The organism is Streptomyces alboflavus (genome assembly GCF_000716675.1).
GTDB classification, from domain to species: Bacteria; Actinomycetota; Actinomycetes; order Streptomycetales; family Streptomycetaceae; genus Streptomyces; species Streptomyces alboflavus.
Genome location: NZ_JNXT01000043.1, coordinates 17,110 through 41,940, shown reverse-complemented (window position 1 = coordinate 41,940; position 24,831 = coordinate 17,110). Strand labels below are relative to the sequence as shown.

Genomic DNA, 24,831 nt, shown 5'->3' with positions numbered 1-24,831 from the left:
TGTCAGGGGCGGCTGCCATGCTGAGAAGAGCCCAGGAACCCACCTTCGAAGGGCAGGACCATGCTTTCCACCGACTTCGTCCCCGGCGCTCCGAACTGGCTGGATCTAGGTGCACCGGACACCGACGCCGCGGTGTCGTTCTACTCCGCCGTCTTCGGCTGGCAGTTCCAGTCGGCGGGCCCGCAGGGCGGCGGGTACGGCTTCTTCGTGCAGGACGAGAAGACCGTCGCCGGGCTCGGCCCGCTGACCGAGGAGGGCGCGTCCTCCGCCTGGACGCTGTACTTCCACACGGCGGACGCGGACGCCACCGCCAAGGCCGTCGAGCAGGCGGGCGGCACGGTGCGGGTGCCCCCGGACGATGTGTTCAGCTTCGGCCGGATGGGCCAGTTCAGCGACCCGGCGGGCGCGGACTTCGCCGTCTGGCAGCCGGGCGACACCAAGGGCGTGGACCTCGTGAACACGCCCAATTCGCTGACCTGGGCCGAGCTGTACACCACGGACGCGGCGGCGGCGAAGGACTTCTACCGCGCGGTGTTCTCCTGGCAGCTCACCGACATGGACATGGGCCAGGGCATGACGTACACCGTGCTGACCCCGGCGGGCGGCACGGAGGACAACAGCCACGGCGGCCTGATGCAGCTCCACCAGGACAACCTGGACGCGGGCTCGGGCCCGGAGTGGCATCCGTACTTCGAGGTGGCCGACTGCGACGCGGTCTACGCCAAGGGTCTTGAGGCCGGGGGCACGACGCTCATCCCGCCGATGGACGCCCCCGGGATCGGCCGGATGGCCATGCTGACCGACCCCGCGGGCGCGCCGTTCGCGCTGATCAAGAGCGAGCAGGCCCCGTCGAGTTGACGATCCGTCACGCGGCGGCGCGCGGGAGCGCGCCGCCCGTGCGCGTACGGGACGCGCCGCGCCTGTGGTGACGGGAAAGGGGGCGGAGGTGCCCGGAACCGGACTTGAACCGGTACGCCCGCTAAGGGGCAGCGAGGTTTAAGCTCGCCGTGTCTGCATTCCACCATCCGGGCAGGTGCGTGGGCTCCGCAACAAGGCTTCGACCTTATCGGGAGGCATCCCCCGAACAGCGGAACGACAGCCCGACGTTGTCTTATTTTATTGACGTCTGAGGGTGCATCAGCACGCGGTACTGGCCGGTGGTACTTGCCATCGGCCCTGTGGGCGGGGGCACGCGCCGGTGAGGGAATTGACGGAATTTAGCCGTCCACGGGCGACACGTCCGCGCCGTGTTTCCCCGCCCCTTTAGCGCCCCCTGATGACCCCTGCCGTGACCCCTGTCCGAAGGCCTCGTGAACACCCGTACAAGGGAGCACGGCCCCGATCCCGAGTAGGGGCCGCCCGTCATCCCCAGGTATGACATGCCCCCACCGAGTCCGACCGGAGTCGCCCCCAGGAACCGGAACAGCGGCTGACTCCACGGGGCCGTTCCGCCGTGACGATGGAGTACGTACCCCACTCGCCGTCCCGACAGGAGCATCCGCCCGTGACCACCACCACTTCCTTCGCCGCCCGCGCCACCCAGGTGGCCGCACGCGCCACGGATCTGTCCAAGGTGTACGGCCAGGGTGAGACCCAGGTGGTCGCTCTGGACCATGTCTCCGTGGACTTCGGGCAGGGCGAGTTCACCGCGATCATGGGCCCCTCGGGCTCCGGCAAGTCCACGCTGATGCACTGCGTGGCGGGCCTGGACAGCTTCAGCGGCGGCTCCGTGCGCATCGGGGACACCGAGCTGTCCACCCTCAAGGACAAGCAGCTCACCAAGCTCCGCCGGGACAAGATCGGGTTCATCTTCCAGGCCTTCAATCTGCTGCCGACGCTGACCGCCCTGGAGAACATCACGCTCCCCATGGACATCGCGGGCCGCAAGCCGAACAAGCAGTGGCTGGAGCAGGTCATCTCCATGGTGGGTCTGGCCGGGCGCCTGTCCCACCGGCCGACCGAGCTGTCCGGCGGTCAGCAGCAGCGTGTCGCCGTGGCCCGTGCGCTTGCCTCCCAGCCGGAGATCATCTTCGGGGACGAGCCGACCGGGAACCTGGACTCGCGGTCCGGCGCCGAGGTTCTCGGCTTCCTGCGGAACTCGGTGCGTGAGCTGGGGCAGACCGTCGTCATGGTGACCCACGACCCGGTCGCCGCCTCGTACGCCGACCGGGTGATCTTCCTGGCCGACGGGCGGATCGTGGACGAGATGCTGCAGCCGACCGCTGACGGGGTGCTCGACCGGATGAAGCACTTCGACGCGAAGGGCCGGACCAGCTAGCGCTGGTCGGCCCCGCCGGTCGCCCCACCGCCGCGAGGGCTGAGCTCTCGCCGGGGCTGCGGGCCTGTTGTGGCTGGTCGCGCAGTTCCCCGCGCCCCTACGGGGCGCCCCCACAGCCTCCTGCACCTCACCGTGCACACTCACCTGGACTCACCCATGTTCCGTACCGCCCTGCGCAACGTGCTCGCGCACAAGGCCAGGCTGTTGATGACCGTGCTCGCCGTCATGCTCGGCGTCGCGTTCGTCTCCGGCACCCTGGTCTTCACCGACACCTTCGGCTCCGCCTACAAGAACAAGTCGGCCAAGAGCTTCGACCACGTCTCCGTCGCCATCAAGCCCGACGGCGGCTCCCGGGACGACGGCCAGGAGGCCAAGCAGCCGGACCGGCTGACGGACTCCCTGCTCACGCGGGCCGGGAAGCTGCCCGGCGCCACGTCGGCCCTCGGCAGCGTCTCCGGCTTCACCGCGCTCGCCGACAAGGACGGCAAGCTGGTCGGCGGCGAGTGGGGCACCACGGGCGCCAACTACTTCCCCGGCAAGGACGGCAAGGACCCGCGCTACGACTTCGCCGAGGGCGCCGCCCCGAAGTCGGCCGGTGACATCGCCCTGGACAGCCGCACCGCCGACCGCACCGGCTACAAGGTCGGCGACACGGTCCGCTACTCCACCGACGGACCCGTGAAGACCGCCAAGGTCAGCGGCATCTTCGACACCGACGACGGCAGCGTCGTCGCGGGCGGCAGCCTCGTCGTCTTCGACAACGACACCGCGCGCAAGGTCCTCGGCAAGTCCGAGTACGACGAGATCGACGTGAAGGCCGCCGCCGGTACGTCGGAGACCGCCCTCAAGGGCGCCGTCGAGAAGATCCTGCCGAAGGACACCGAGGCCGAGACCGGCGCCTCGCTGAAGGACGAGCAGGACCGCATGATCGAGCAGAACACCAGCTCCATGAGCCAGGTGCTGCTGATCTTCGCCGGCATCGCGCTGTTCGTCGGCATCTTCATCATCGCCAACACCTTCACCATGCTGGTCGCCCAGCGCACCAAGGAGCTGGCCCTGATGCGCGCCGTCGGCGCGTCCCGCCGCCAGGTCACGCGCTCGGTGCTCATCGAGGCGTTCATCGTCGGCCTGGTCGCCGCCGTCGCGGGCTTCGCGCTCGGCATCGGCGTCGCCGTCGGCCTGGAGTCCCTGATGAACGCGGGCGGCGCCTCGCTGCCCGACGGCCCGCTGGTCATCGGCCCGACCACGATCGTCACGGCCCTGATCATCGGTGTCGTCGTGACCATGCTCGCCGCCTGGCTGCCAGGACGCCGCGCCGCGAAGATCCCGCCGGTCGCCGCGATGAACAGCGTGCACGCCTCGCCCACGATGCGCGGCCTCGTCGTACGCAACACCATCGGCTCGCTGCTCGTCGCCCTCGGCGCGGTCATGCTGTTCATGGAGGACAACTACGTGAAGTCCGGGGGCGCCGCGACGATCCTCGTCGGCGTCATCGTCCTCACGCCGCTGCTCTCCCGCCCCTTCATCGCCGGCTCGGGCCCGCTCCTGAAGCCCTTCGGCGTCACCGGCAAGCTGGCCCGCCTCAACTCGGTCCGCAACCCGCGCCGCACCGCCTCCACCGCGTCGGCCCTGATGATCGGTCTGACCCTCATCACCGCGATGACCGTCGTCGCCGTCTCCATGGGCAGCGCCATCAACAAGATGGCCACGGACTCCCTGAAGGCCGACTACGCCGTCTCGATGGCCAACTTCCAGCCGCTGACCCCCAAGGTCCACGACAAGCTGGCCGAGCTGCCCGAGGTCGAGGCCAGCAGCGCCCTGCGCACCACCTGGGGCGAGGCCGACGGCCGCGACACCCGGGTCTCCGGCGTCGACCCCAAGTCCTTCGACAAGCTCGTCGGCCTGGACTTCACCAGCGGCTCCGCGGCCGCGCTCAAGGGCGACTCCGCCCTCGTCGACAAGGAGACGGCCGACGCCAAGGGCCTCAAGGCCGGTGACACCGTCACGGTGAAGTTCGACGACGACAAGACCACCCGGCTGAAGGTCGCGGGCGTCTACAAGCCCAACGAGATGATCGACGGCCTCTTCACGCCCACCCCGATCGTCACGCCGCACCTGTCGAAGGTCCAGGACCAGCAGGTCCTGTTGAAGATGAAGGACGGCGCGTCCGGCAAGGCCGAGGACGCCATCGTGAAGGCCCTCGGCGACAACCCCGCCATCAAGATCCAGGACAAGGACGACATCAGCAACGAGGTCGGCGGCGCCATCAACATGCTCCTGAACATGCTGTACGGCCTGCTCGCCATGGCGATCCTCGTCGCCGTCCTCGGTGTCATCAACACCCTGGCGATGTCCGTCTTCGAGCGGAAGCACGAGATCGGGATGCTCCGCGCCATCGGGCTCGACCGGGCGAAGATCAAGCAGATGGTGCGCCTGGAGTCGGTCGTCATCTCGCTGTTCGGCGCGGTGCTCGGCGTCGGCCTCGGCCTCTTCCTCGGGTGGGTCGCCGGAGACTCCATCTCCGGGACCGTGTCCACGTACTCCATGGAGGTGCCCGTCGGCCGGATCCTGATCTTCCTCGCCATCGCGGGTGTGGTCGGTGTCCTGGCCGCCGTCTGGCCCGCCCGGTCCGCGGCGCGGTTGAACCCCTTGCAGGCGATCAAGTCCGAGTGACGCTTGCGCTGTGCTGAGCGGGGCCCCGGGTGCGCGCGCACCCGGGGCCCCGTCGTCATACGGGGGCTTCGCCCCCTGGCCCCCCTTGTTGCCGCTTCGCGGCTCGTCCTCAAACGCCGGACGGGCTCATGCCCCCCACTGCCTCGTGCGCAGCGGCATTCCCGACTTGCCGCCCTCGGCCGTGCGCACCGCCAGGACCTGGTTGACCCCTATGCGGTTGTGCTCGAAAGCCAGGGCCGACGCGGCCATGTAGAGGCGCCAGATGCGGGCCCGGCCGGGGCTGGTGAGGCGGACGCCCTCGGGCCAGTTCGCCTCCAGGTTGGCGACCCAGTGGCGCAGGGTGAGGGCGTAGTGCTCGCGGATGGACTCCACGTCGCGGACCTCGAAGCCCGCGCGCTCCAGGAGGCCGACGGTGGTGCCGAGGGGGGCCAGCTCGCCGTCGGGGAAGACGTAGGCGTCGATGAACTCGTCCACGGAGTACGCCGACTCGTCGAGCTGGGGGCGGCGGGCGATCTGGTGGTTCAGGAGGCGGCCGCCGGGCTTCAGGAGGGCGTGCAGGTCGTGTGCGTAGTCCAAGTACCGCTCGGCGCCGACGTGTTCGGCCATGCCGATGGAGGAGATGGCGTCGTACGGGCCGTCGCGCACGTCGCGGTAGTCCTGGACGCGGATCTCGATGCGGTCGGTGAGGCCCTCCTGGGCGATGCGCTTCCTGGCGAACGCGGCCTGCTCCTGCGAGAGCGTGACGCCGACGACCCGGACGCCGTACTCGCGGGCCGCGTGGATGGCCATGGAGCCCCAGCCGCAGCCGACGTCCAGGAGCCGCATGCCGGGCTTCAGGTCGAGCTTGCGGGCGATGAGGTCGAGCTTGTCGCGCTGGGCGTCGGCGAGGGTCGAGTCCGGGGACTCCCAGTAGGCGCACGAGTAGACCATCGAGGGGCCGAGCACCAGGGCGTAGAAGTCGTTGCCGACGTCGTAGTGGTGGCTGATGGCCTTCTTGTCGCTGCCCTTGGTGTGCCGGTGCAGCCTGCCGGGCCTGCGCATCTCCTCGCGCGGCACGGGCGGCGGCAGGAACGGCGCGGCGAGCGCGAGCAGGGCCCTGGCGGCGGCTCTGACCTGCGGGTCGCGCAGCTTCTCGGTGAGGCTCGGGGCGTCGTCGGCGCGCTCCCAGATGAACTCGGCGAGCAGGTCGAGGGCCTGGTACAGATCGCCGTCGACATCGATGTCCCCGGCCACCCAGGCCCGCGCGAGGCCCAGCTCGCCCGGCTTCCACAACAGGCGGCGCAGGGCACGGCGGTGGCGTACGACGAGGGTGGGGGCGCCCGGCGGCCCCGCTTCCGAACCGTCCCAGGCCCGGATTCGAACCGGCAGCTCGGTTCCCACCAACTGCTCGGCAAGATTCTGCAGCCGCAGTGCGGCGTCCTGCATGGCGCACACCTCCGTGATCACATCCCGGAACGGAACGGTCCAACACCACGTAAACACCAACGGGCGGCGCGCGCAGTCCCGTTGCGCCGTTACGAATATGCAAAATGCGTGCAGTGGGCATCTAGGGGCCCCCGGGAATGCCGAAAGGGCCCCCGCACCACGGATGGCGGGGACCCTTTCACGCTGTACTGCGGGCCTTGCTGCAGGCCGTCGGACGGCCTTGGGCGCGGGCCGTCAGGAAGCGGCCTTCTCCTCGACCGGAGCGGCCGGCACCTCGGCCTTGGCCGCGGGCTTCGGGGCCGGCTTGGCGGCCTCGTAGAACTCCTCGCGCGGCGTCTCCATGGCGCCGAGCGAGACGACCTCGCGCTTGAGGAACATGCCGAGCGTCCAGTCCGCGAAGACGCGGATCTTGCGGTTGAACGTCGGCATCGCCATGCCGTGGTACGCGCGGTGCATGTACCAGGCGAGACGGCCCTTGAGCTTGATCTTCATCTTGCCCATGACGATCATCGCGACGCCCTTGTGCAGGCCGAGGCCCGCGACCGCGCCCTTGTTGGCGTGGCTGTACTCCTTCTGCGGGAAGCCCCGCATGCCGGAGATCACGTTGTCGCCGAGGACCTTGGCCTGGCGCAGCGCGTGCTGGGCGTTCGGCGGGCACCAGGCGTTCTCGTTGCCCGCCTTGCGGCCGACGACGTCCGGCACCTGGGCGTTGTCGCCCGCGGCCCAGATGTAGTCGGTGCCCTGGACCTGGAGGGTCGTCTGGGTGTCCACGTGGCCGCGGGGGCCGAGCGGCAGACCGAAGCGCGCGAGGGCCGGGTTCGGCTTGACGCCGGCGGTCCACACGATGGTGTTGGAGTCGACCTCGAGGCCGTTGTTGAGGACCACGTGGCCGTCCACGCAGGAGTCCATGCCGGTCTTCAGGTAGACCTCGACGCCGCGGCCTTCCAGGTGCTCCTTGCCGTAGGCGCCGAGCTTCGGGCCGACCTCGGGGAGGATCTTGTCGGCGACGTCGACGAGCAGGAAGCGCATGTCCTCGCGCTTCACGCTCTTGTAGTACTTGGCCGCGTCGCGGGCCATGTCCTCGACCTCGCCGATGGTCTCGGCACCGGCGAAGCCACCGCCGACGAAGACGAAGGTCAGCGCCTTGCGGCGGACCTCCTCGTCCGTCGTGGAGTCGGCCTTGTCGAGCTGCTCGAGCACGTGGTTGCGCAGGCCGATGGCCTCCTCGATGCCCTTCATGCCGATGCCCTGCTCGGCGAGGCCGGGGATCGGGAAGGTGCGGGAGACCGCGCCCATCGCGATGACCAGGTAGTCGAACGGCAGCTCGTACGCCTCGCCGACGAGCGGCGCGATCGTGGCGACCTTGCGGTCCTGGTCGATGGTGGTGACCCGGCCGGTGAGGACTTCCGCCTTGGGCAGCACGCGTCGCAGCGGGACGACGACGTGCCGAGGCGAGATGCTGCCGGCCGCGGCTTCGGGGAGGAAGGGCTGGTACGTCATGTACGAGCGCGGGTCGACGACCGTGACGGTCGCCTCTCCGTAGCGCATCTTCTTCAGAATGCGTCGAGCTGCGTACAGGCCTACGTACCCACCGCCTACTACGAGGATCCTGGGACGCTCCGTGGTGCTCATGCCATCGAGTATCCACCCCCTCCCCGGGGGTCGCTCGTGCGCCCCTTCACAAGCATGGGTGGGGCCTCTGCTACACTTCGCCGCCCACGTGACGGAGGTCATGACCTCACGGGGGAACCACCGCCCCACGCGAGTCGTTGTCAACCCCTCGTGAGCTGCCGCTCCTGACTCCGGCGCCCGGTGGACCACCCCTTGGTTCACACCCCGGCAACGCCCCGGAAGCACTCCCCGCGCCCGCCCGCGGGCCCGTACCTCGCCCGTTCCCGGGCCGAACTCCTCAAAACCTCGCCCAACAGGGCCGATTTCCTTGTGAAGAACTTCACGAACTTTCTCGGCGGAGCCCCGGAAGGAAGCGTTCCAACCCCCCTCCGGGCCGCTCAGAAGGGGTCCGGAACGCTCAGCCGATCGCCGTACGAGGCCCTCAGGCGATCGACCAGGCGATCCCGTCGAGGATGTCGTGCTCGCTCACGACCAGTTCGGCTGCCCCGGCCCGCTCCATGATCGCGAGCAGGACGAGCACGCCCGCGGCGATGACGTCCACCCGTCCCGGATGCATCACGGGGATCGCCGCGCGCTCGGCGTGCGTGGAGCGCACCAGCATGTCGGCGATCTCCGCCACGCGGGCGTACGGGAAGCGGGAGTGGTGGATCGCCGCGGAGTCGTACGCGTCCAGGCCGAGCGCGATGCCCGCGACCGTGGTGACCGAGCCCGCGAGGCCCACGAGGGTGTGGGCCTCGCGCAGCGGGACCGTCTCCTCCGCGAGGTCCAGGGCCGCCTCGACGTCTGCGCGGATCGCGGCCAGCTGGGCCTCGGTGGGCGGGTCGGCGAGGACCACGCCGTCCCGGACGAGGTGGCGCTCCGTCATCCGCACGCAGCCGACGTCCACGGAGCGGGCCGCGCGCACGTGGTCGTCGCCGACGACGAACTCCGTGGAGCCGCCGCCGATGTCGACGACGAGGTACGGGCCCGCCATGTCCGGGTGGCCCGTCAGCTCCTTGGTCGCGCCCGTGAAGGAGAACTCGGCCTCCTGGTCGCCGCTGATCACCTCCGGTTCGACGCCGAGGATGTCCAGGACGCCGCGGACGAAGTCGTCTCTGTTCTCGGCGTCGCGGGAGGCGGAGGTGGCGACGAAGCGGAGGCGCTCCGCGCCGTGTTCCTTGATGACCTCGGCGTACTCGCGGCAGGCCGCGAACGTCCGCTCCAGCGCCTCCGGGGCGAGCCGCCCCGTCCGGTCCACGCCCTGGCCCAGGCGGACGATCTCCATCCGGCGGTCCAGGTCGACGAGTTGCCCCGTCTCGGGGTCGGCGTCGGCCACGAGCAGGCGGATCGAGTTCGTACCGCAGTCGATGGCGGCCACGCGGGTCATCGGGGGTTCTCCTTGTCGTTACGGTGCCCGGAACACCCGGGGAGCCCGGGCGGGCCGAGCGGGCGTTGCACTCCGGGCGCCCGGCACGTGGGCTGTGCCCACCCTCCCCCAAGCTCTCGACTTCGCTCGAGCAGGGGGGACCCCCATCGCCCTCTGGGTGAAGCCGCGGCGCACCGGAGGTAGTAAGGGTGGGCGGGTGGGGAATGCCCGCCGCGGAGCGGTGGGCAGGGTCACCCCGGTGCCGGGTCAGGCGGGGTCGGCGTTGCCCACGCACGGCCCCTTGCGCCACCACTCCGGCAGGAGAGCGATCGCTTCGTCGCCGAGGGGATTCACACCGGGGCCCGCGGCCAACGAGTGGGCGACGAGGACGTGCAGGCACTTCACGCGGTCCGGCATGCCCCCGGCCGAGGGAAACCCTTCGAGGACCTCGATGGAGTCGCGCCGCGCGATGTAGTCCTCGTGGGCGGCCCGGTACGCGGCGGCAAGATCGGGATCGGTGCCGAGCCGCTCCGTCATCTCCTTCATCACGCCGTTGGCCTCCAGCGTCCCGATCGCGGACGCGGCCCGCGGACACGTGAGGTAGTACGTCGTGGGGAACGGCGTGCCGTCGGGCAGCCGCGGCGCCGTCTCGACCACGTCCGGGTTGCCGCAGGGACAGCGGTGGGCGATCGCGCGCAGCCCGCGCGGCGGGCGTCCGAGCTGCTCCTGGAACGCGGCGATGTCGGCGTCCGTGGGCGCGGTGGGCTCGGTCTGGGGCGGGGGCGTCTGCATGCCTGTCTTTCGGTTCGTACTGAACGGGGAGTGTCAATTGTCGTCGGCGCGATCGGCGGCGTCGGCCTCGTCGACGCCGTCCCAGACGTTCGCGTACCAGGGCCGGTCCGCCGCCGCCTCGTCACCGCGGTGGTCCTCCGCGGCCGCCGGGTCGATGACGGTGAACCCGGTCTCGCCCGGCATCACATAGTGCAGCCGGTCCCGGACGCGCTGCTCGGCGTACGCGTCGTCCTGCCAGCGGGCCTTCTCGTCGCGCAGCCGCTCCACGTTCTCGCGGTGCTCGGACTGCTTCTGCCGCTGCTCGGCGATGTCGGCGCGCTGCGACACGTACTGCCTTATCGGGTAGGCGAGCGCCACGACCAGCGAGCAGACGACGAGCACGAGGAGCGCGGCGCGGCCGGTGAGCCGGGAGCGGCGGGCCTGCCGCTTGGTCTGCGAGCGGTAGACGCGCTCCGCGGTCTGCTCGCCGAGCAGCCGCAGCCGGGTCGCCGTGGAGAACCGGTCCTTGTCCCGGACTTTCCCGGCCATGTGTCTCGCCTCCCCAGTACACGCGTACGTCCCCGCACACGGTACGGGACCGAGTACGGGGACGTACGTACGACTGGCTAGGCCTTCGGGCTGTCAGCCGTGAGGACCGCTCAGCCCTTGAAGCGCGGGAACGCGCTGCGGCCCGCGTACACGGCCGCGTCGTCGAGGATCTCCTCGATGCGAAGGAGCTGGTTGTACTTGGCGACGCGGTCCGAGCGGGCCGGGGCGCCGGTCTTGATCTGACCGCAGTTCACGGCGACGGCGAGGTCGGCGATGGTGACGTCCTCGGTCTCGCCGGAGCGGTGCGACATCATGCACTTGAAGCCGTTGCGCTGGGCGAGCTCGACGGCGTCCAGGGTCTCGGTCAGCGAACCGATCTGGTTGACCTTCACCAGGAGGGCGTTGGCGGAGCCCTCCTCGATGCCGCGGGCCAGGCGCTCGGGGTTGGTGACGAAGAGGTCGTCGCCGACGATCTGGACCTTGTCGCCCAGCTTGTCGGTGATGACCTTCCAGCCCGCCCAGTCGTCCTCGAACAGCGGGTCCTCGATGGACACGAGCGGGTACGCCTCGACGAGCTCGGCGTAGTACTCGGTCATCTCGGCGGCCGAGCGGGACTTGCCCTCGAACTCGTACTTGCCGTCCTTGTAGAACTCCGACGCGGCGACGTCGAGCGCGAGCGCGATCTGCTCGCCGGGGACGTAACCGGCCTGCTTGATGGCCTCGACGATGAGGTCGAGGGCGGCGCGGTTGGAGTCCAGGTTCGGCGCGAAGCCGCCCTCGTCGCCGAGGCCGGTCGACAGACCCTTGGTCTTCAGGACCTTCTTCAGCGTGTGGTAGACCTCGGCGCCCCAGCGCAGCGCCTCGGAGAAGGACTCCGCGCCGATCGGGGCGATCATGAACTCCTGGATGTCGACGTTGGAGTCCGCGTGGGACCCGCCGTTCAGGATGTTCATCATCGGAACGGGCAGCAGGTGCGCGTTCGGGCCGCCCAGGTAGCGGAAGAGCGGCAGGTCGCTCGCCTCGGAGGCGGCGTGGGCGACGGCGAGGGAGACGCCGAGGATGGCGTTGGCGCCGAGCGAGCCCTTGTTGTCGGTGGCGTCGAGGTCGAACATCGCCTGGTCGATCAGGCGCTGCTCGGTGGCGTCGTAGCCGACGAGCTCCGGGCCGATCTGCTCGATGACGGCGAGAACGGCCTTCTCGACGCCCTTGCCGCCGTAGCGGTTGGCGTCTCCGTCACGCAGTTCGATGGCCTCGAAGGCACCGGTGGAGGCGCCCGACGGGACCGCGGCGCGGCCGGTGGACCCGTCGTCGAGGCCGACCTCGACCTCGACCGTGGGGTTGCCTCGGGAGTCCAGGATTTCCCGGGCTACGACGACGTCGATGGACGGCACGAGCATCTCCTTCTGGGATGTGACGCTAGGGGCGCATGGCGTGCACCACTGGGGGCGCGGGCTTGCGCATGGCTTGCATGGTCTTCATCGGCCCTGCGTCTCCTGAGCCTAACGGGCCCGGGAGCTTCGGCCAGCCGACCGCCCGCCCCGTGGGACGGCCATCGGGCCAATTCCCTGGGAATCAGGACGGAACCGCAGGTTCTTACCGGCCGGTAGCTTCGCCCTGGGCGTACTCGGGGACGCCCGGGGAGCCCCGCACGGCCGCCCCCGGACAGCACCTCGCCCCGGTGCGTACGGGGGATACGCGCACCGGGGCGAGGGAGACCCGTGGGGACGGGGGTGCTCCGCGGGGCGGAGCGGCGGCCCTGCCCGGACGGACCGGACAGGGCGCGGGTCGGGCTCAGGCTCAGCTGAGGTGCAGCTGCTGGCCCGGGTAGATCATGTCGGCGTCGGAGATGATGTCGCCGTTGAGCTTGTACACCTTGTGCCAGCCGCCCTTGACGTCGTGCTCGTCGGCGATCTTGGACAGGGTGTCGCCCGTCTTGACCTTGTACTCGCCGTCGCCCTTCTTCACGACCTTGCCGGTCGGGGTCTGGACGGTCTTCTTCGACTCGGTCTGCGGGGCGGCCTGCTGCGGCTTCGGCTGCGGCTTGGCCTGCTGCTGCGGCTGAGCCTGCTGCTGCGGCTGCTGCTGGGGCTTGGCCTGCTGCTGCGGCTGCTGCTGCGGCTTCTCGGCACCGCCGCCGTTGTACGGGGCGCTGGTGAGGCCCACGCCACAGCTCGGCCAGGCACCCTTGCCCTGGCCCGCGAGGACCTTCTCGGCGATCTCGATCTGCTGGGCCTTGGAGGCCTTGTCGGCGGTGGCCGCGTACTTCGTACCGCCGTAAGCGGCCCAGGTGGAGGCGGAGAACTGCACGCCGCCGTAGTAGCCGTTGCCGGTGTTGATGGACCAGTTGCCGCCGGACTCGCACTGGGCGACCCGGTCCCACTGGTCGACGGTGGCGGCGTTCGCGGTACCGGCGGCCATCAGCGGGGCGGCGACGGCGGCGCCGGTGACACCGACGACGGCGGCGGCGCGGGTGGCCTTGGACGGACGACGGTGCTTGCCCTTGCCGGAAAGCAGCATGGAGTGATCCCCTCACCGACGCCTGCGAGGTGAGCTGTCGGGTTCGGGCGGGTGAGTGCCCGGCCGTACGGCTTCCGTACGACTTCACCCCTAGCCGGTCCTGCGCGTCGCGCGGCCGCTGGCCGCTCAACGCGTGGGCCCGGCGCTTACCTTGGGTCCCCCGCTCCTGCCTTCGGCGCTCGAAGCGACGACTGTTCCCGTCCGGCCGTTGGCAGGATTCGGCGTACCGACCGGCGGGGCCCGCTGTGGCGAGCGGTCACGACCGTAGACAGGCAATCACCGGAATTTCAAAGACGATCAGGGCTTCTGAGACCCATCTCTCACTTGCCTCTCACCGTCTTTAAACCGGACATTCACCCCGAACTGCCAGTCAATTTCCGCCCCACGACGCTTACTTCCGGTCCGCCTCCGCGGCCTCTTCCTCGCTCAGGTCGAGGCGCTGACCGGGGAGGATGAGATCCGGGTCACCGCCCACGGTGCGCTTGTTCTCCGCGTAGAGAGTGGACCAGCCGCCGTCAAGGTCGTGCCGGTCGGCGATCTGCGAGAGGTTGTCGCCGGAGCGGACCGTGTAGGTGCCCGCGGGGTCGGTGGCGCCGCGTGGGTCGCGTCCTTCACCGCGCGACGCGTGGCGGCCCGCGGAGCCCGCGCCGCCCTTCTCCGCCCCGTCGGCCTCGTCGGCGCTGGAGCCGCGGTGGCGGCCGGACGGAGCGTCGGACGAGTCCTCGGAGCCCTCCGCGGAGTCGTCGGCGCCGGACGGCTCACGGCCCGGGTCGGACTCGGCGTCGGGCGAAGTGGTGCCGCGGTCGCCGGACTTGCCGTCCCCGTCTTCCGCGCCCCCCGTACCCTTCTCGCCCTTCTGTCCACCCTTGTCGCGTTCGTCACTCTTGTCGGCCGAGCCGCTGTTGTCGGGCTTGCGGTGTTTGCCGCCTTCCTTGCCCGTGCCGTCCTCGGCGTCCGCGCCGCGGTCCTTGTCCTTGGCGTCGGCGGCGTCCTCGGTACCCTTGTCGCCCTTCTCGGCGCCCTTGCCGCCCTTCTCGTCCTTGGACTCGTCGGACGGCTCCGCGGGCTTCGACGGGGCGGGCGGGAGGCCCGGGTCGACGTCGGCGGCCGCGCCGCCCTTGCTGAGGCCCGCGGCCGGGCCGCAGTTCGGCCACGCGGACGGGCCCTGGTCGGCGAGGACCTTGTCGGCGACGGCAATCTGCTGGGAGCGGCTGGCCTGGTCGGCGCTCGGCGCGTACGCGAGGCCGCCGTAGCTCTCCCAGGTCTCCTGCGTCAGCTGCAGACCGCCGTAGTACCCGTCACCCTTGGCGCTCCACGCGCCGCCGCTCTCGCACTCCGCGACCTTGTCCCACGTCGAGGCGTCGGCGGCGTGCGCGCCCGTGGCGCCGAGCAGCGGAATGGCGATGGCGGATCCCGTGACGCCCGCCGCGACGACGATCGCCGGGGCCTGACGGGGACGGCGGTGACGGCCTTGGCCGGAGAGCATGCACGTGCCTTTCGAGCGACGACAAGAACAGCTGCGACACGTGGTGCCGAGGGGTGCCGAGCCGTCGTGAACGTAGCCGCAGTCGAACGTCAGTCACAAGTCGATGCAGCGCAGATCACGTGAAAGTCACAGTCTTGACGGTACGTCAGGCAGGTGCCGCTCCCCCGTCAGCGGGCGGGCGGCGTGAACGTCACCGGCAAGGTCCGCAGGCCACGCATGATGAGCCCGCCCCTCCACCTCAACTCCTCCGGATCGACGGCCAGTTGCAGGTCGGGCAGCCTGCGGAGCAGGGTCGCGAGCGCCGTCTGGCCCTCAAGCCGGGCCAGCGGGGCGCCGAGGCAGTAGTGGATGCCGTGGCCGTATCCGAGGTGCTGGTTGTCGGTCCGGGACAGGTCGAGGAGGTCCGGGTCGGGGAAGCGGGCCGGGTCGCGGTCGGCGGCGGCGAGGACGACGAGGACGGGGTCGCCCGCGGCGATGTCCTGGCCGCCGATGCGCAGCGGCTCGGTGGCGAAGCGCCACGTGGCCAGCTCCACGGGGCCGTCGAAGCGGAGCAGTTCCTCGACGCCGGTCTCCAGGAGGCCGGTGTCCCCGGCGGCGAGGGACTGCTGGAGCCGGGCGCGCTGGTCGGGGTGCGTCAGGAGTGCGTACGTCCCGTTCCCGATGAGGTTCACGGTCGTCTCGAACCCGGCGAAGAGCAGGATGAAGGCCATGGCGGCGGCCTCGTTCTCGGTGAGGTGCTCGCCGTGGTCGGAGGCGCGGATGAGACCGGAGATGAGGTCGTCTCCGGGGTCGCTGCGCTTGCGGTGGATGAGTTCCGCGAGGTAGCCGCGCATCTTCTTCACCGAGCGTGCGACGCCGCCGCGCGGGCCGCCGCCGTGCCGGATCATCATGCCCGCCCAGTCCCGGAAGTCGTCCTGGTCCTCGCGCGGGACGCCGAGCAGGTCGCAGATCGCGTAGATGGGGAGGGGGAAGGCGAACTCGTGGATGAGGTCGGCGGTGCCCTGCTCCTCGGGCTTGTCCAGGAACGCGTCGATGAGCTGGTCCGTCAGCTCCTGCACGCGCGGGGCGAACTCGGCGACCCGGCGGGGCGTGAACGCCTTCGACACCAGACGGCGCAGGCGGGTGTGGTCCGGCGGGTCGATGTTGAGCAGATGCGTCATCAGCTCGGCCTTGCGCTCGCCCGGGATGCCCGTCTTGCCCTTCGCGTGCGCGGGCTCGTCGTGGTGCGCGGGGTTCTTGGACAGCCGCTGGTCGGCGAGGGCCTGCCGGGCGTCGGCGTAGCGGGTGACCAGCCAGGCCTCCACCCCGCTGGGGAGAGTGGTCCTGTGCACGGGGGCGTGGTCGCGGAGCCAGGCGTACGCGGGGTAGGGGTTGGACGCGAACTCCCACGTGAAGAGGTCCGGGGCGGTGGGGGGCGCTGGCTGGGGCTGGTCGTGCATGGATCGACGGTATCCGGCTGTGGCCGCGCGGTGCGCCCCAGTCCCGCCCCTTCTCCGAAACCGGGGGCCGCGCCCCCTGGACCCCCCTGGTCGGCGCTGCGCGCCTCGTCCTCAAACGCCGGACGGGCTGGAATTTCCCCCCTCGGCCTCCGTCGTCAGGATCGCGTCCCGGTACGCCCGTGCCGCCGCCCGCAGGGCCGCCTCCGGGTCCGTGCCCTCTGCCTCTGCTCGGAGGGCCATCGCCAGCAGTTCGTACCCGACGCCCTCTCCCTTGGGGAGGGGAACCTCCAGGCCCGCCGTGCGGACTCGGGAGGACAGTTTCGCGGCCAGGGCCAGGCCGGGCTGGCCGAGGGGGATGCCGTCGGTGACGGAGTCGCGTTGCTTCTCCACCGCCTTGGTGCGGAGCCAGTGGGCCTTGACCTCTTCGGGGGTGGTCGCCGTCTCGTCGCCGAAGACGTGGGGGTGGCGGTGGATCAGCTTGTCCACGATGGTGGCCGCGACGTCGTCGAGGGAGAACGGGGCGTCCTCGTCCTCCTCGGCGATGCGTGCGTGGAAGACGACCTGGAGGAGGACGTCGCCCAGTTCCTCGCGGAGTTCGTCCTTGTCGCCGTCCTCGATGGCCTCGACGAGTTCGTACGCCTCCTCGATGCCGTACTTCGCGAGGCTCTGGTGGGTCTGGCGCGATGACCAGGGGCATTCGGCGCGGATGCGGTCCATGACCTGGACCAGGTCGAGGAGGCGGGCGCCCGGCAGGTCGTACGAACCGGGGAGCAGCTCCAGGTCCGGCATCGCGACCCGGCCCGAGCCCGCGAGCCGCGCCAGGCCGTCGGTGAGCGGGCGGTCACCCTCGGCCGTGGCGATCACCAGGACCGTGCGGCCGCCGGCGCACGCGTCCACCAGCTCCTCGGCGGTCGGCGAGGCCTGCTTGACCTCGACGCCCGCCTCGCGGAGATACGGCAGCTGCGGGTGGGCGGCGTCGGCGCACAGAACCTCGTCGGCGTCGTGCAGCAGCCGCCAGGCCGTCCAGGACAGCAGGCCGGGGGCGACGCGGTGGCTGGTGGTGAGCAGCACGACTCGGCCGGTCTCGATCTCGTTCACGCCTCGAACGTAACCCAAGCCACTGACATCGCCCTCAGCGGTCGCGGCGACGACGGTCGCCTTCCCCGTCCGCCCCGCCCGGCTTCCGCCGCGACGCCACGCCGACCCATCGGACAGGCCCTAGGCCTCCGCCCGCGTCGAGCCGCCGCCCGACACCTCGCGCACCCACGGCGTGCGCAGGTCGGTGCGCTTGCTGGTCTTGACGTCCCAGGTGCCGTACCGCGGGTTCAGGTCGACGTCGAGCTTCTTGGAGGTCTTGGACAGCGTGGCCCAGAAGGTGTTCTGGCCGTCCTGGGCGTTCATGTCGGCGCCGAGCGCGCGGGCGAGCTTCTGGGCCTCGATCTCCGTGCGGATGCTGTCGTCGAGGTGCTCGGGCGCGACGCTGTACTGCTGGAGCCAGCCCGCCTCCAGGGCCTTCCTTCCGCCCGCCTGCTTCTCCAGCTGGCCGCGCATGGTCTGGATCTCCTTGCGCGTGACGCCGACCCCGGCGTCACGCGCGGCCCGGTGCAGGACCTTGTCCAGGACCATGGTGTGCAGCGTGCTGCGGGTCAGACCGCCGGTCTTGGCGATGACCTGCTCGTACTGCTTGTCGTCCGGCAGGGCGGCCCGCTGTGCGGAACGCACCTCGTTCACCCGGTTCTCCAGTTGCGCGACCGTGATGCGCTGGTCGCCGACGACCGCGGCGGCGCCGGGGTGGGCATCGTTGCCGCAGGCGGTCAGGAGCGGGGCCGCGAGCAGGGCTGCGGCGGAGAGGACGAGCGCGGAGCGACGGCGGCGGTGCAAGTGGGCCTCCCGGTGGAGAGATTGTGCTTCGCTGCACAAAGTCTTGCGGTGATCGATGGTAGGCAGTGGTGGTCGGCTCGGCCACCCATTCGACCAACGATTCGCAAGGAGTTGGGGTACTCCTCTGCCTGCGCCGCTACCCCCGCACCTGCCCCAGCCACTGCAAGGTCCGCCGGATCTCCGCCGGGAACGGGTGTCCGATGCCGTGCACCCGCTCGGCGTCGAGCACGAGGCGGCCCAGTGTGTCGTGCGCGGCGGAGCGGTCGCCGAGGGCGAGCAGGAGCTGGCCGATGCGGCGGCGGATCTCCAGGGACTGGCGGATGTCGTCGGTGGCGTACTGGTTCTCGTAATAGGGGAGCAGCGTGCGGTACTCGGCGAGGGCCGCCGCCGGTTCGCCGAGCTGCTCCAGGCACTGGGCGGCCTCGTAGCGGAACTGGAGGGACTGCGGGTCGGCGTGTCCCGACTCGGCGGCGCGCTGGTCGGCGAGGCGGCGCAGCTCGGGCAGGGCGCGGCGGTACTGGCCGTCGTCCATGAGGGTGGCCGCGTACTGCTTGCGCAGGGTGCGCACGACCGGGGAGTGCTCGCCGTGCTGGGCGGCGGCGGCCGGCAGGATCGCGCCGAGGGTGTCGACGGCCTGGGTGATGCGGCCCTCGCCGAGGAGGCGCTTGACCTCGTCGACGGCGGCGGCGACGTCCTGGCCGCGGGCGGGACCCGGCGGACCGGTCTGCGGGGCGGGCGCGGGGGTCGCGGCGCGGTCGGGCCAGGGGGCGTGCGGGCGCAGGAACGGGCGGGTCGGGTCGAGGGGGTGGCCGGTCGGCACGGAGCGGCCCGGGAGCAGCGGGGCCAGCTCCTCGTACACGTCCTGGGCGCTGGCGGGCCGGTGCTGCGGGTCCTTGGCGAGCAGCCGCAGGACGAGGGTCTCCAGGGCTTCGGGGACCTCGGGGCGCAGCCTGCGCACCGGCAGCGGCGGCTCGTACAGGTGGCGGTGCAGCACGCCGAGGGCGGTGGAGCCGGAGAACGGCACGTCGCCGCTGAGGAGTTCGTGCAGGAGCACGCCGAGGGCGTACAGGTCGGTGTAGGGGCCGACGGCGCCGCCCATGGCCTGCTCCGGTGCCATGTACGAGGGGCTGCCGATCGGGGAGCCGGTGTGGGTGAGGCGGGTGGTGTCGGTGTCCATGACCGAGGCGATGCCGAGGTCGAGGATGCTGAGGGTGCCGTCCTGGCGGACCATCACGTTCCGCGGCTTCAGGTCGCGGTGCACGATCGGCACGGCGTGCACCGCGGAGAGCACGGCGCACAGTTGGGCGGCGACCGCGACGGCCCACTGCCAGGGGTAGGGGGTGTGCTCGGCGAGGTGGTCGCCGAGGTCCGCGCCGTCGACGTACTGCATGACCAGGTACAGGTCCTCGTCCTCGGTGCCCGCGTCGTGCACGGTGACCAGGCCGGGGTGGTCGACCTGGGCGGTGACGCGGCACTCGCGCAGGAAGCGGCGGCGCAGCTCGTCGGCCTCGGCGCCCGCGACCTTGTCGGGCCGCAGGAGCTTGACCGCGACCCGGCGGTCCAGGCGCTGGTCGTACGCCGTCCACACCTGGCCCATGCCGCCCTGGCCGATGAGCGTGGAGAGTTCGTAGCGCCCTGCGATCAGACGGTGGTCCGTCCCGCCTGTCACGGTCAGTTGCCGCCTTCCTGCTTGCGCAGATAGTCACTGAGCTCGTCCAGCTCGGCGCGGACCTGGTGGATGCGGGCGGGCGCGGGGCGCGCGGGCGGCGGTGGCGTCGGGGTGTGGGCGGGCGGGGACGGCAGGGGGCCCGGGCCGGGGTGCGGGACGGGGCCGGTCTGCTGCGGGTAGCCGTAGGCCTGCTGGGGGCCGGTGGCGTAGCCCATGGCCTGCGCCTGGTGGTAGAGCAGGCGGGCCTGCGCGTCGGCCTGCCGGAAGTGGCGGATCTCCAGGATCAGGTAGTACGTCACGGCGGCCACGAGGGTGCCGAGGAGCAGGCCGACGCCCAGTTCGCCGCGCCAGGTCGTGATCTCCTCGCCCGGGTCGTTGGCGACGAAGGCGATGGCCGCGACGTCGAGCGTGACGACGGCACCGAACGCCGCCCAGTCCCGCGTCAGACGGGTCACGAGCGCGAGCCGCAGGATCGGCGCCGCCGCGAGGAAGCCGCAGGTCACGACGGCGAGCACCACGAACATGACGCGCAGCGCCACCGTCGGTCCGCCGGAGGGGGCCGGAGGGTGCTGCGGCCCGTAGCCGTGGCCGTGCATGGCTGCTCCTGATACCTGACGCGGCCGTACGCGCCCTGGGGCGGAGCTCTGGGCGCCCCGGAGACGTACGGCCGACAAACGAACGAATGCAGAATCGAGCGTATAGGCCGACTCGGACAACCGGTCCCGGGTTGTACCGAACCGTTGCCGTACTGGTCATGTCGCCATGGCGGCACACTTCTGGCGGCACGGCGGCCCCGTCGGACTCACGGCGACACGCTGCCGTCGGTCAGGCCGTCGTGCATCCCGCGCACCAGTCGCTCACCGAGGCGGCCCGCGAGGCGCAGCGCGTCCTCGAAGGCGGCGAGGGCCCGGAACCGCTCGCCGTAGCCGCGCTGTTGGGCGGGCGGGAGGCGGGGCAGTTGCAGGCGGCGGACGTCGAGCCGGGCGGAGGTGGAGGCATAGCTGCTGGCCTGGCGGTTGTTGGCGGTGCCGCGCAGGAACCCGGCGAGGAACCAGGGGTCGAGGGCATCCTGGTCGGGGCGGAGCAGGACCAGGCCGCGGCCCGGCACGGCGCCCGCGGTGGCCTCGTCGACGACGCGGGCGGCGGCGGTGCCGCCGAGCACGGGCACGACGACGTCGCCGGGTGCGGTGCGGACGGGGGTGTCGGTGGCCTGGGCGGCGGGGTCGTGGGGGGCCGCGCCGACGGCGGGGGGCGCGGTGGCGGAGGGTGCGGTGGCGTGGGGGGCCACGGTGGCGGGGGCTGTGGCGGAGGGCGTGGTGGCGGACGGCGCCGTTCCGGCGAGGACGTCGTGTTCGGTGAGGACGGGGACGTCGGCGGGGAGCCCTGCGGTCGCCGAGTGGCCCGGGTGGATCGACAGGGCGCCCGCGCGGGCGAGTTCGCCGATGGTGGTGAGCGGCCAGCGGGCCGTGTCCGGTGTGCCGGGGGCGGCCTCCGGCGGGGTGAGGCCCGCGGTCAGGCGCAGGGTCTCGTCGAGCCGGGCCCGCACCTCGCGCAGCTCATCGGCGCCGCCTTCCGCGGCCCGGGGCGGCAGGCGGCGTGCGGGCGCCAGGTCGACCTCGTCGTCGAGGAGTTCGAGCACCGGCACGGACAGCGCGAAGCCCGGCTCCTCCGGGAGCGTGCCCTCGCGCTCGAACCGGCGGAACGCCCCGAGCACGGCGTCCCGCACCGGCGGCCAGGCCCCCGGGTCCCGCCCGTCGGTGTGCCTGCCGTCGGCCGCGGTGCCGCCCCCGGCCTCGACGAGCAGCACCTCGGGGGCGCTCGGCGCGTCGGTGCCGGGCCTGCGCAGGACCCAGACGTGGAGCGGCAGGTGGTACGGCGGCGCCGCGCCGGCGGGCAGCGCGATCACGGCCCGCAGGGCGCCGCGGCGCAGCAGGTCGGCGCGGACGCGGCGGCCCGAGCGGCGGGACGCGGCGGCCGGCGGCATCAGGACCACGGCGCCGCCGCCGTCGCGCAGGCGCGCCAACGCGTGCTGCACCCAGGCCAGTTCGGACTCGGTGCGGGCCGGGAAGCCGTACTCCCAGCGCGGGTCGTAGGCCAGCTCGTCGTGGCCCCAGTTGCGGTCGTTGAACGGCGGGTGGCACAGCACGACGTCGGCCGCGCGGTCAGTGAACGTGTCGGCGCGCAGGGTGTCGGTGGCGGCGGTGCGCACGGTCGCGGCGGAGCCGAGGGCGAGCCGGAGCGCCGTGAGGGCGGCGAGTTCGGGGGCGCTGTCCTGGCCGTACAGGCGGCAGTCGGCGCCGTCCCCGGGGCCGGGGGCGGCGGCGCGCAGCAGGGCGCCGGTGCCGCAGGCCGGGTCGAGCACGGTACGCCCGGCGCGGCCGGTGCCCGCGAGCGCGGCCATCAGGTCGGCGGGGCCCTCGGGGGTGAGGGTGTACTGGCGGGGGTTGGCGTCCAGGTGGCGGCCGAGCAGGAACTCGTACGCGGTGGGGGCGCCGAGTTCGGCGGCGAGCTCGGCTACGGAGCGCAGCAGGGGGGCGGACGGCAGGAGTTCGGGGGGCGCGGGGGCGTGCACGGCGCGCGTGGCGGACGGCGGGCCGAAGCGCGGGGTCAGCACGCCCTCGATGAGGTCCGGGAGGAGCCGGGCCATCCGCTCGTCCGAGACGGCGCTCGCCGCCAGCCAGTCGGGGTGCCGGTCGTGCACGAGGAGCAGGGCGCAGCCGGCGTGCAGGAGGGCGGGGACGGGGCCCGCCGGGTGTCCGGCGAGCTGCTGCCAGACGCGTTCGCGCAGCGGTACTTCGGAGAGCTTGCCCTGGCCGCGCAGCCAGTCCTCGACCTCGCCGAGCGCGAAGGACGGGCTGGTGTCGGTGCCGCCCACGGGCTTGGGGAAGTCGGCGTGGCGGCGGCGCCAGTTGCTGACGGCGGCGCGGCCGACGCCGGCGAGGCGGGCGATGCCGGCGGCGGTGACTTCGGTGGGGGCGGCTGCGGTGGGGGCGGGGGTGGCGGCGGTGGGGTCGGCGGTGCTTGTCCCGTCCGGAGTGCTTGCCCCGTCCGGGGTGCCGGTCGCGTCCGGGGTGCCGGTCGCGTCGGTCGTACGCGCCCTGCCCCCCACCCCCTCGGCCGCGCCCCGCGCGCGCGGCGCCCCGTTCCCCTGCCGCGTCGGCCCGCTGGTCGTCACTGGCCCGCCCCTCGTCGTCCGGTCTCGCTCGCTCCCCGTACGCCGCCTTCTCCCCGACGGCGCGCGAACCGAGCTTACCCAGACGGGCGGGACGAACCCCTTTCACATGCGTTAACCACATCTTCACGGTGAACCGTGTTGACTCGGTTCACAGACACCTGCTCTCATAGGTGCTCCGGACGAATCCCTGGGGGGACCTCTCATGCAGCACCGTTCGCGCGCTCGTCGCGCCACTCTCGCCGCACTCTGTCTCACCGCGACGGCGGCCGTCACGCTGACGGCCTGCGGCGGCGACAAGGACGGCTCCTCGCCCTGGGACGCCGTGAAGGAGTCCGCCGACTCGCAGTCGGGCAAGGACGGCAAGGACGGCAAAGGCAGCGAGGACGACGGGGACGGCGGGGAGAAGTCCGGCGGCGGGCCGAAGGGCCCCTTCCCCGGCATGTCGGGGCCGGACATCGTCGAGAAGTCCGTGACCGCGACGAGCGCCGCGAAGTCGCTCTCCCTCAAGGGCAGCGCGCCCGACGACGAGGGCGGCGCCATCGACATGGACATCGCGCTCAACACCCGCGGCGAGTGCGCCGGTTCGATGAGCATGAAGGACCAGGGCTCGGTCGACCTGATCGTGAACCGCAGCACCGTGTACATGCGGCCCGACGCGGAGTTCATCCGCTCGGAGACCAAGGACCAGCCGGAGGACGAGACCGCCGCGGCCGTGCAGCTGATGGCCGACCGCTGGTCGAAGTCCAGCGCGACCTCGTCCGACGCCAAGGGCATGGCCACGTTCTGCGACCTCGACCTCATCCTGGCCGAGTTCAAGGACGTCAACTCGGCCGCGCGGCGCGGCGAGCAGACGTCGGTCGACGGCACCCCGGCCCTCGCGCTGCACGAGACCGAGGGCAAGGACAAGTACACGATCTACGTGGCGACCGAGGGCAAGCCGTACCTGCTGAAGATCGTCAACAACACCGAGAAGCGGTCCGAGTCGCTGACGTTCGGCGACTACGACAAGCCGGTGGACACGACGGCCCCGAGCGGCGACGTCCTCGACCTGGACAAGATGAACTGACCTCTACGGGGTGGGGCGGCGAACCGGCGGGCCGCCCGCCGCGCCCCCAGGGCGTGCGCCTCCCCGGGGCGTGCGCCTCCCCGGGCGTGCACCTCACAGAGCGTGCGCCTCACAGGGCGTGCCGCACCCACACGTTCGGCTCCACGTACACCGCGTACCCGCGCCCGGGCTCGCAGTGCACCGGCACCAGGGCGCCCGGCACCTCGACGAGCCCCTCCTCGTCGAGCGGCAGGCCCGTCCACGCCCGCCACCGCTCCAGCGTGCCCGACACCGTCATCGACGCCGGGGCCACCTTCTCGATGATGCCGCCCGCGCGGACGTGGACGCGCAGCCACGGGTCGTGCGGCAGGCCGTCCGGCCGGGTGCGCCGCGCGTACTCCTCGATCGGCGTCGCGGGCTCCAGGTGCTTGGCGTTGGGCCGCACCGGCGCGACGACCTCGGTGAAGCCGCGCCCGCGGGCGTTCTCGCGCAGGGCCGCGAGCACCTGCCCCGAGACGCCGTGCCCCTGCGCGTCCGGGGCGACCGTGATCTCGATGGCGCTGACGGTGTCGGGCTCCCGGCCCCGCTTGAGGTCCGAGAACGCCCACAGCATGACCGCGTCCCAGCCGCCGCCGGGCAGCTCCCCGCGCCCCTCGGCCCCGAGCACGAACGGCACGCTGAACGCCCGCGCCACGACCTCCCCCGCGGTGTCGGTGGCAACAAGCACGTGCTCCGGCCACTCCACCGGGATCCGCGTCATCAGCGACCACGCGACGGGGTCGTACTGCACGAACTCGGCCCAGGTGTCGTCCATGGCCCACATCGCGTCGGCGAGTTCGGGGCGCTCGGCGAGCGAGGTGATCTTCAGGTCCATGCCCGCACGCTAACGGCCGGGGCGCGACCCGGAAACCGAATTAACCCACCGCCCCGAAGACAAACCCGTACT

The 24,831-nt window shown here is 71.8% G+C and carries 19 protein-coding genes, 1 tRNA gene and 1 riboswitch; of the genes, 4 read left to right on the top strand and 16 right to left on the bottom strand.

The features are described 5' to 3' along the window. The first annotated feature begins 60 nt into the window (after positions 1–60). Complete coding sequence (locus OO63_RS28340; protein WP_030360676.1) at positions 61–858, top strand: VOC family protein; 798 nt, start codon at positions 61–63, stop codon at positions 856–858. An 89-nt stretch (positions 859–947) separates the two neighbouring features. Here the strand turns inward: OO63_RS28340 and OO63_RS28335 are convergent. Continuing rightward, positions 948–1,031: transfer RNA gene (locus OO63_RS28335), tRNA-Leu, on the bottom strand. Positions 1,032–1,504: 473 nt separating this feature from the next. Between OO63_RS28335 and OO63_RS28330 the strand changes: the two genes are divergently transcribed. Both OO63_RS28330 and OO63_RS28325 read left to right on the top strand, forming a co-directional pair. After that, a complete protein-coding gene (locus tag OO63_RS28330) occupies positions 1,505–2,278 on the top strand; it encodes an ABC transporter ATP-binding protein (RefSeq protein WP_030360675.1) in 774 nt (257 codons plus the stop codon). Positions 2,279–2,434: 156 nt separating this feature from the next. Beyond that, positions 2,435–4,951 (top strand): ABC transporter permease, encoded by a 2,517-nt coding sequence (locus tag OO63_RS28325; protein WP_030360674.1) that lies wholly within the window; start codon positions 2,435–2,437, stop codon positions 4,949–4,951. Positions 4,952–5,077: 126 nt separating this feature from the next. Here the strand turns inward: OO63_RS28325 and OO63_RS28320 are convergent, their stop codons facing one another. The 14 genes from OO63_RS28320 to OO63_RS28255 form a co-directional block, all read right to left on the bottom strand. After that, positions 5,078–6,376, bottom strand: coding sequence for an SAM-dependent methyltransferase (locus OO63_RS28320; RefSeq protein ID WP_030360673.1), 1,299 nt, complete (start codon positions 6,374–6,376; stop codon positions 5,078–5,080). A 234-nt stretch (positions 6,377–6,610) separates the two neighbouring features. Continuing rightward, positions 6,611–8,008, bottom strand: coding sequence for an NAD(P)/FAD-dependent oxidoreductase (locus OO63_RS28315; protein ID WP_030360672.1), 1,398 nt, complete (start codon positions 8,006–8,008; stop codon positions 6,611–6,613). Positions 8,009–8,429: 421 nt separating this feature from the next. After that, a complete protein-coding gene (locus tag OO63_RS28310; RefSeq protein ID WP_030360671.1) occupies positions 8,430–9,374 on the bottom strand; it encodes a Ppx/GppA phosphatase family protein in 945 nt (314 codons plus the stop codon). 246 nt (positions 9,375–9,620) lie between these two features. Continuing rightward, a complete protein-coding gene (locus OO63_RS28305) occupies positions 9,621–10,145 on the bottom strand; it encodes a DUF501 domain-containing protein (RefSeq protein WP_030360670.1) in 525 nt (174 codons plus the stop codon). Between the two features lie 33 nt (positions 10,146–10,178). After that, on the bottom strand, positions 10,179–10,673 hold the full coding sequence (locus OO63_RS28300; protein WP_030360669.1) for an FtsB family cell division protein: 495 nt from the start codon (positions 10,671–10,673) through the stop codon (positions 10,179–10,181). 110 nt (positions 10,674–10,783) lie between these two features. After that, complete coding sequence (gene eno, locus OO63_RS28295) at positions 10,784–12,070, bottom strand: phosphopyruvate hydratase (RefSeq protein ID WP_030360668.1); 1,287 nt, start codon at positions 12,068–12,070, stop codon at positions 10,784–10,786. Between the two features lie 400 nt (positions 12,071–12,470). Continuing rightward, entirely contained in the window at positions 12,471–13,190 is a 720-nt protein-coding gene (locus OO63_RS28290; RefSeq protein ID WP_030360667.1) for a LysM peptidoglycan-binding domain-containing protein, read from the bottom strand. A 4-nt stretch (positions 13,191–13,194) separates the two neighbouring features. Next, positions 13,195–13,378, bottom strand: a riboswitch (cyclic di-AMP (ydaO/yuaA leader). A gap of 203 nt (positions 13,379–13,581) precedes the next feature. Further along, on the bottom strand, positions 13,582–14,676 hold the full coding sequence (locus tag OO63_RS28285) for a transglycosylase family protein (protein WP_030360666.1): 1,095 nt from the start codon (positions 14,674–14,676) through the stop codon (positions 13,582–13,584). Positions 14,677–14,843: 167 nt separating this feature from the next. Continuing rightward, complete coding sequence (locus tag OO63_RS28280; protein WP_030360665.1) at positions 14,844–16,115, bottom strand: cytochrome P450 family protein; 1,272 nt, start codon at positions 16,113–16,115, stop codon at positions 14,844–14,846. 111 nt (positions 16,116–16,226) lie between these two features. Then, positions 16,227–17,213, bottom strand: a complete 987-nt coding sequence (locus OO63_RS28275; protein ID WP_030360664.1) for a nucleoside triphosphate pyrophosphohydrolase — start codon at positions 17,211–17,213, stop codon at positions 16,227–16,229. 120 nt (positions 17,214–17,333) lie between these two features. Further along, complete coding sequence (locus tag OO63_RS28270; protein ID WP_030360663.1) at positions 17,334–17,996, bottom strand: SurA N-terminal domain-containing protein; 663 nt, start codon at positions 17,994–17,996, stop codon at positions 17,334–17,336. Between the two features lie 136 nt (positions 17,997–18,132). After that, entirely contained in the window at positions 18,133–19,665 is a 1,533-nt protein-coding gene (locus OO63_RS28265; protein WP_397622240.1) for a serine/threonine-protein kinase, read from the bottom strand. Positions 19,666–19,667: 2 nt separating this feature from the next. Continuing rightward, on the bottom strand, positions 19,668–20,261 hold the full coding sequence (locus OO63_RS28260; RefSeq protein WP_030360661.1) for a hypothetical protein: 594 nt from the start codon (positions 20,259–20,261) through the stop codon (positions 19,668–19,670). Between the two features lie 206 nt (positions 20,262–20,467). Next, on the bottom strand, positions 20,468–22,615 hold the full coding sequence (locus tag OO63_RS28255) for an N-6 DNA methylase (RefSeq protein WP_030360660.1): 2,148 nt from the start codon (positions 22,613–22,615) through the stop codon (positions 20,468–20,470). 427 nt (positions 22,616–23,042) lie between these two features. On the opposite strand from OO63_RS28255, the gene OO63_RS28250 reads away from it, so the two are divergent. Further along, positions 23,043–23,906 carry a hypothetical protein gene (locus tag OO63_RS28250; protein ID WP_030360659.1) on the top strand — a complete coding sequence of 288 codons (864 nt, stop codon included), beginning with the start codon at positions 23,043–23,045 and terminating at the stop codon, positions 23,904–23,906. A gap of 109 nt (positions 23,907–24,015) precedes the next feature. Here OO63_RS28250 and OO63_RS28245 read toward each other — a convergent pair whose 3' ends face one another. Beyond that, the gene (locus OO63_RS28245) at positions 24,016–24,759 is read right to left on the bottom strand and encodes a GNAT family N-acetyltransferase (protein WP_030360658.1); all 744 of its coding nucleotides are present in this window, start codon (positions 24,757–24,759) and stop codon (positions 24,016–24,018) included. Positions 24,760–24,831: the final 72 nt, after the last annotated feature.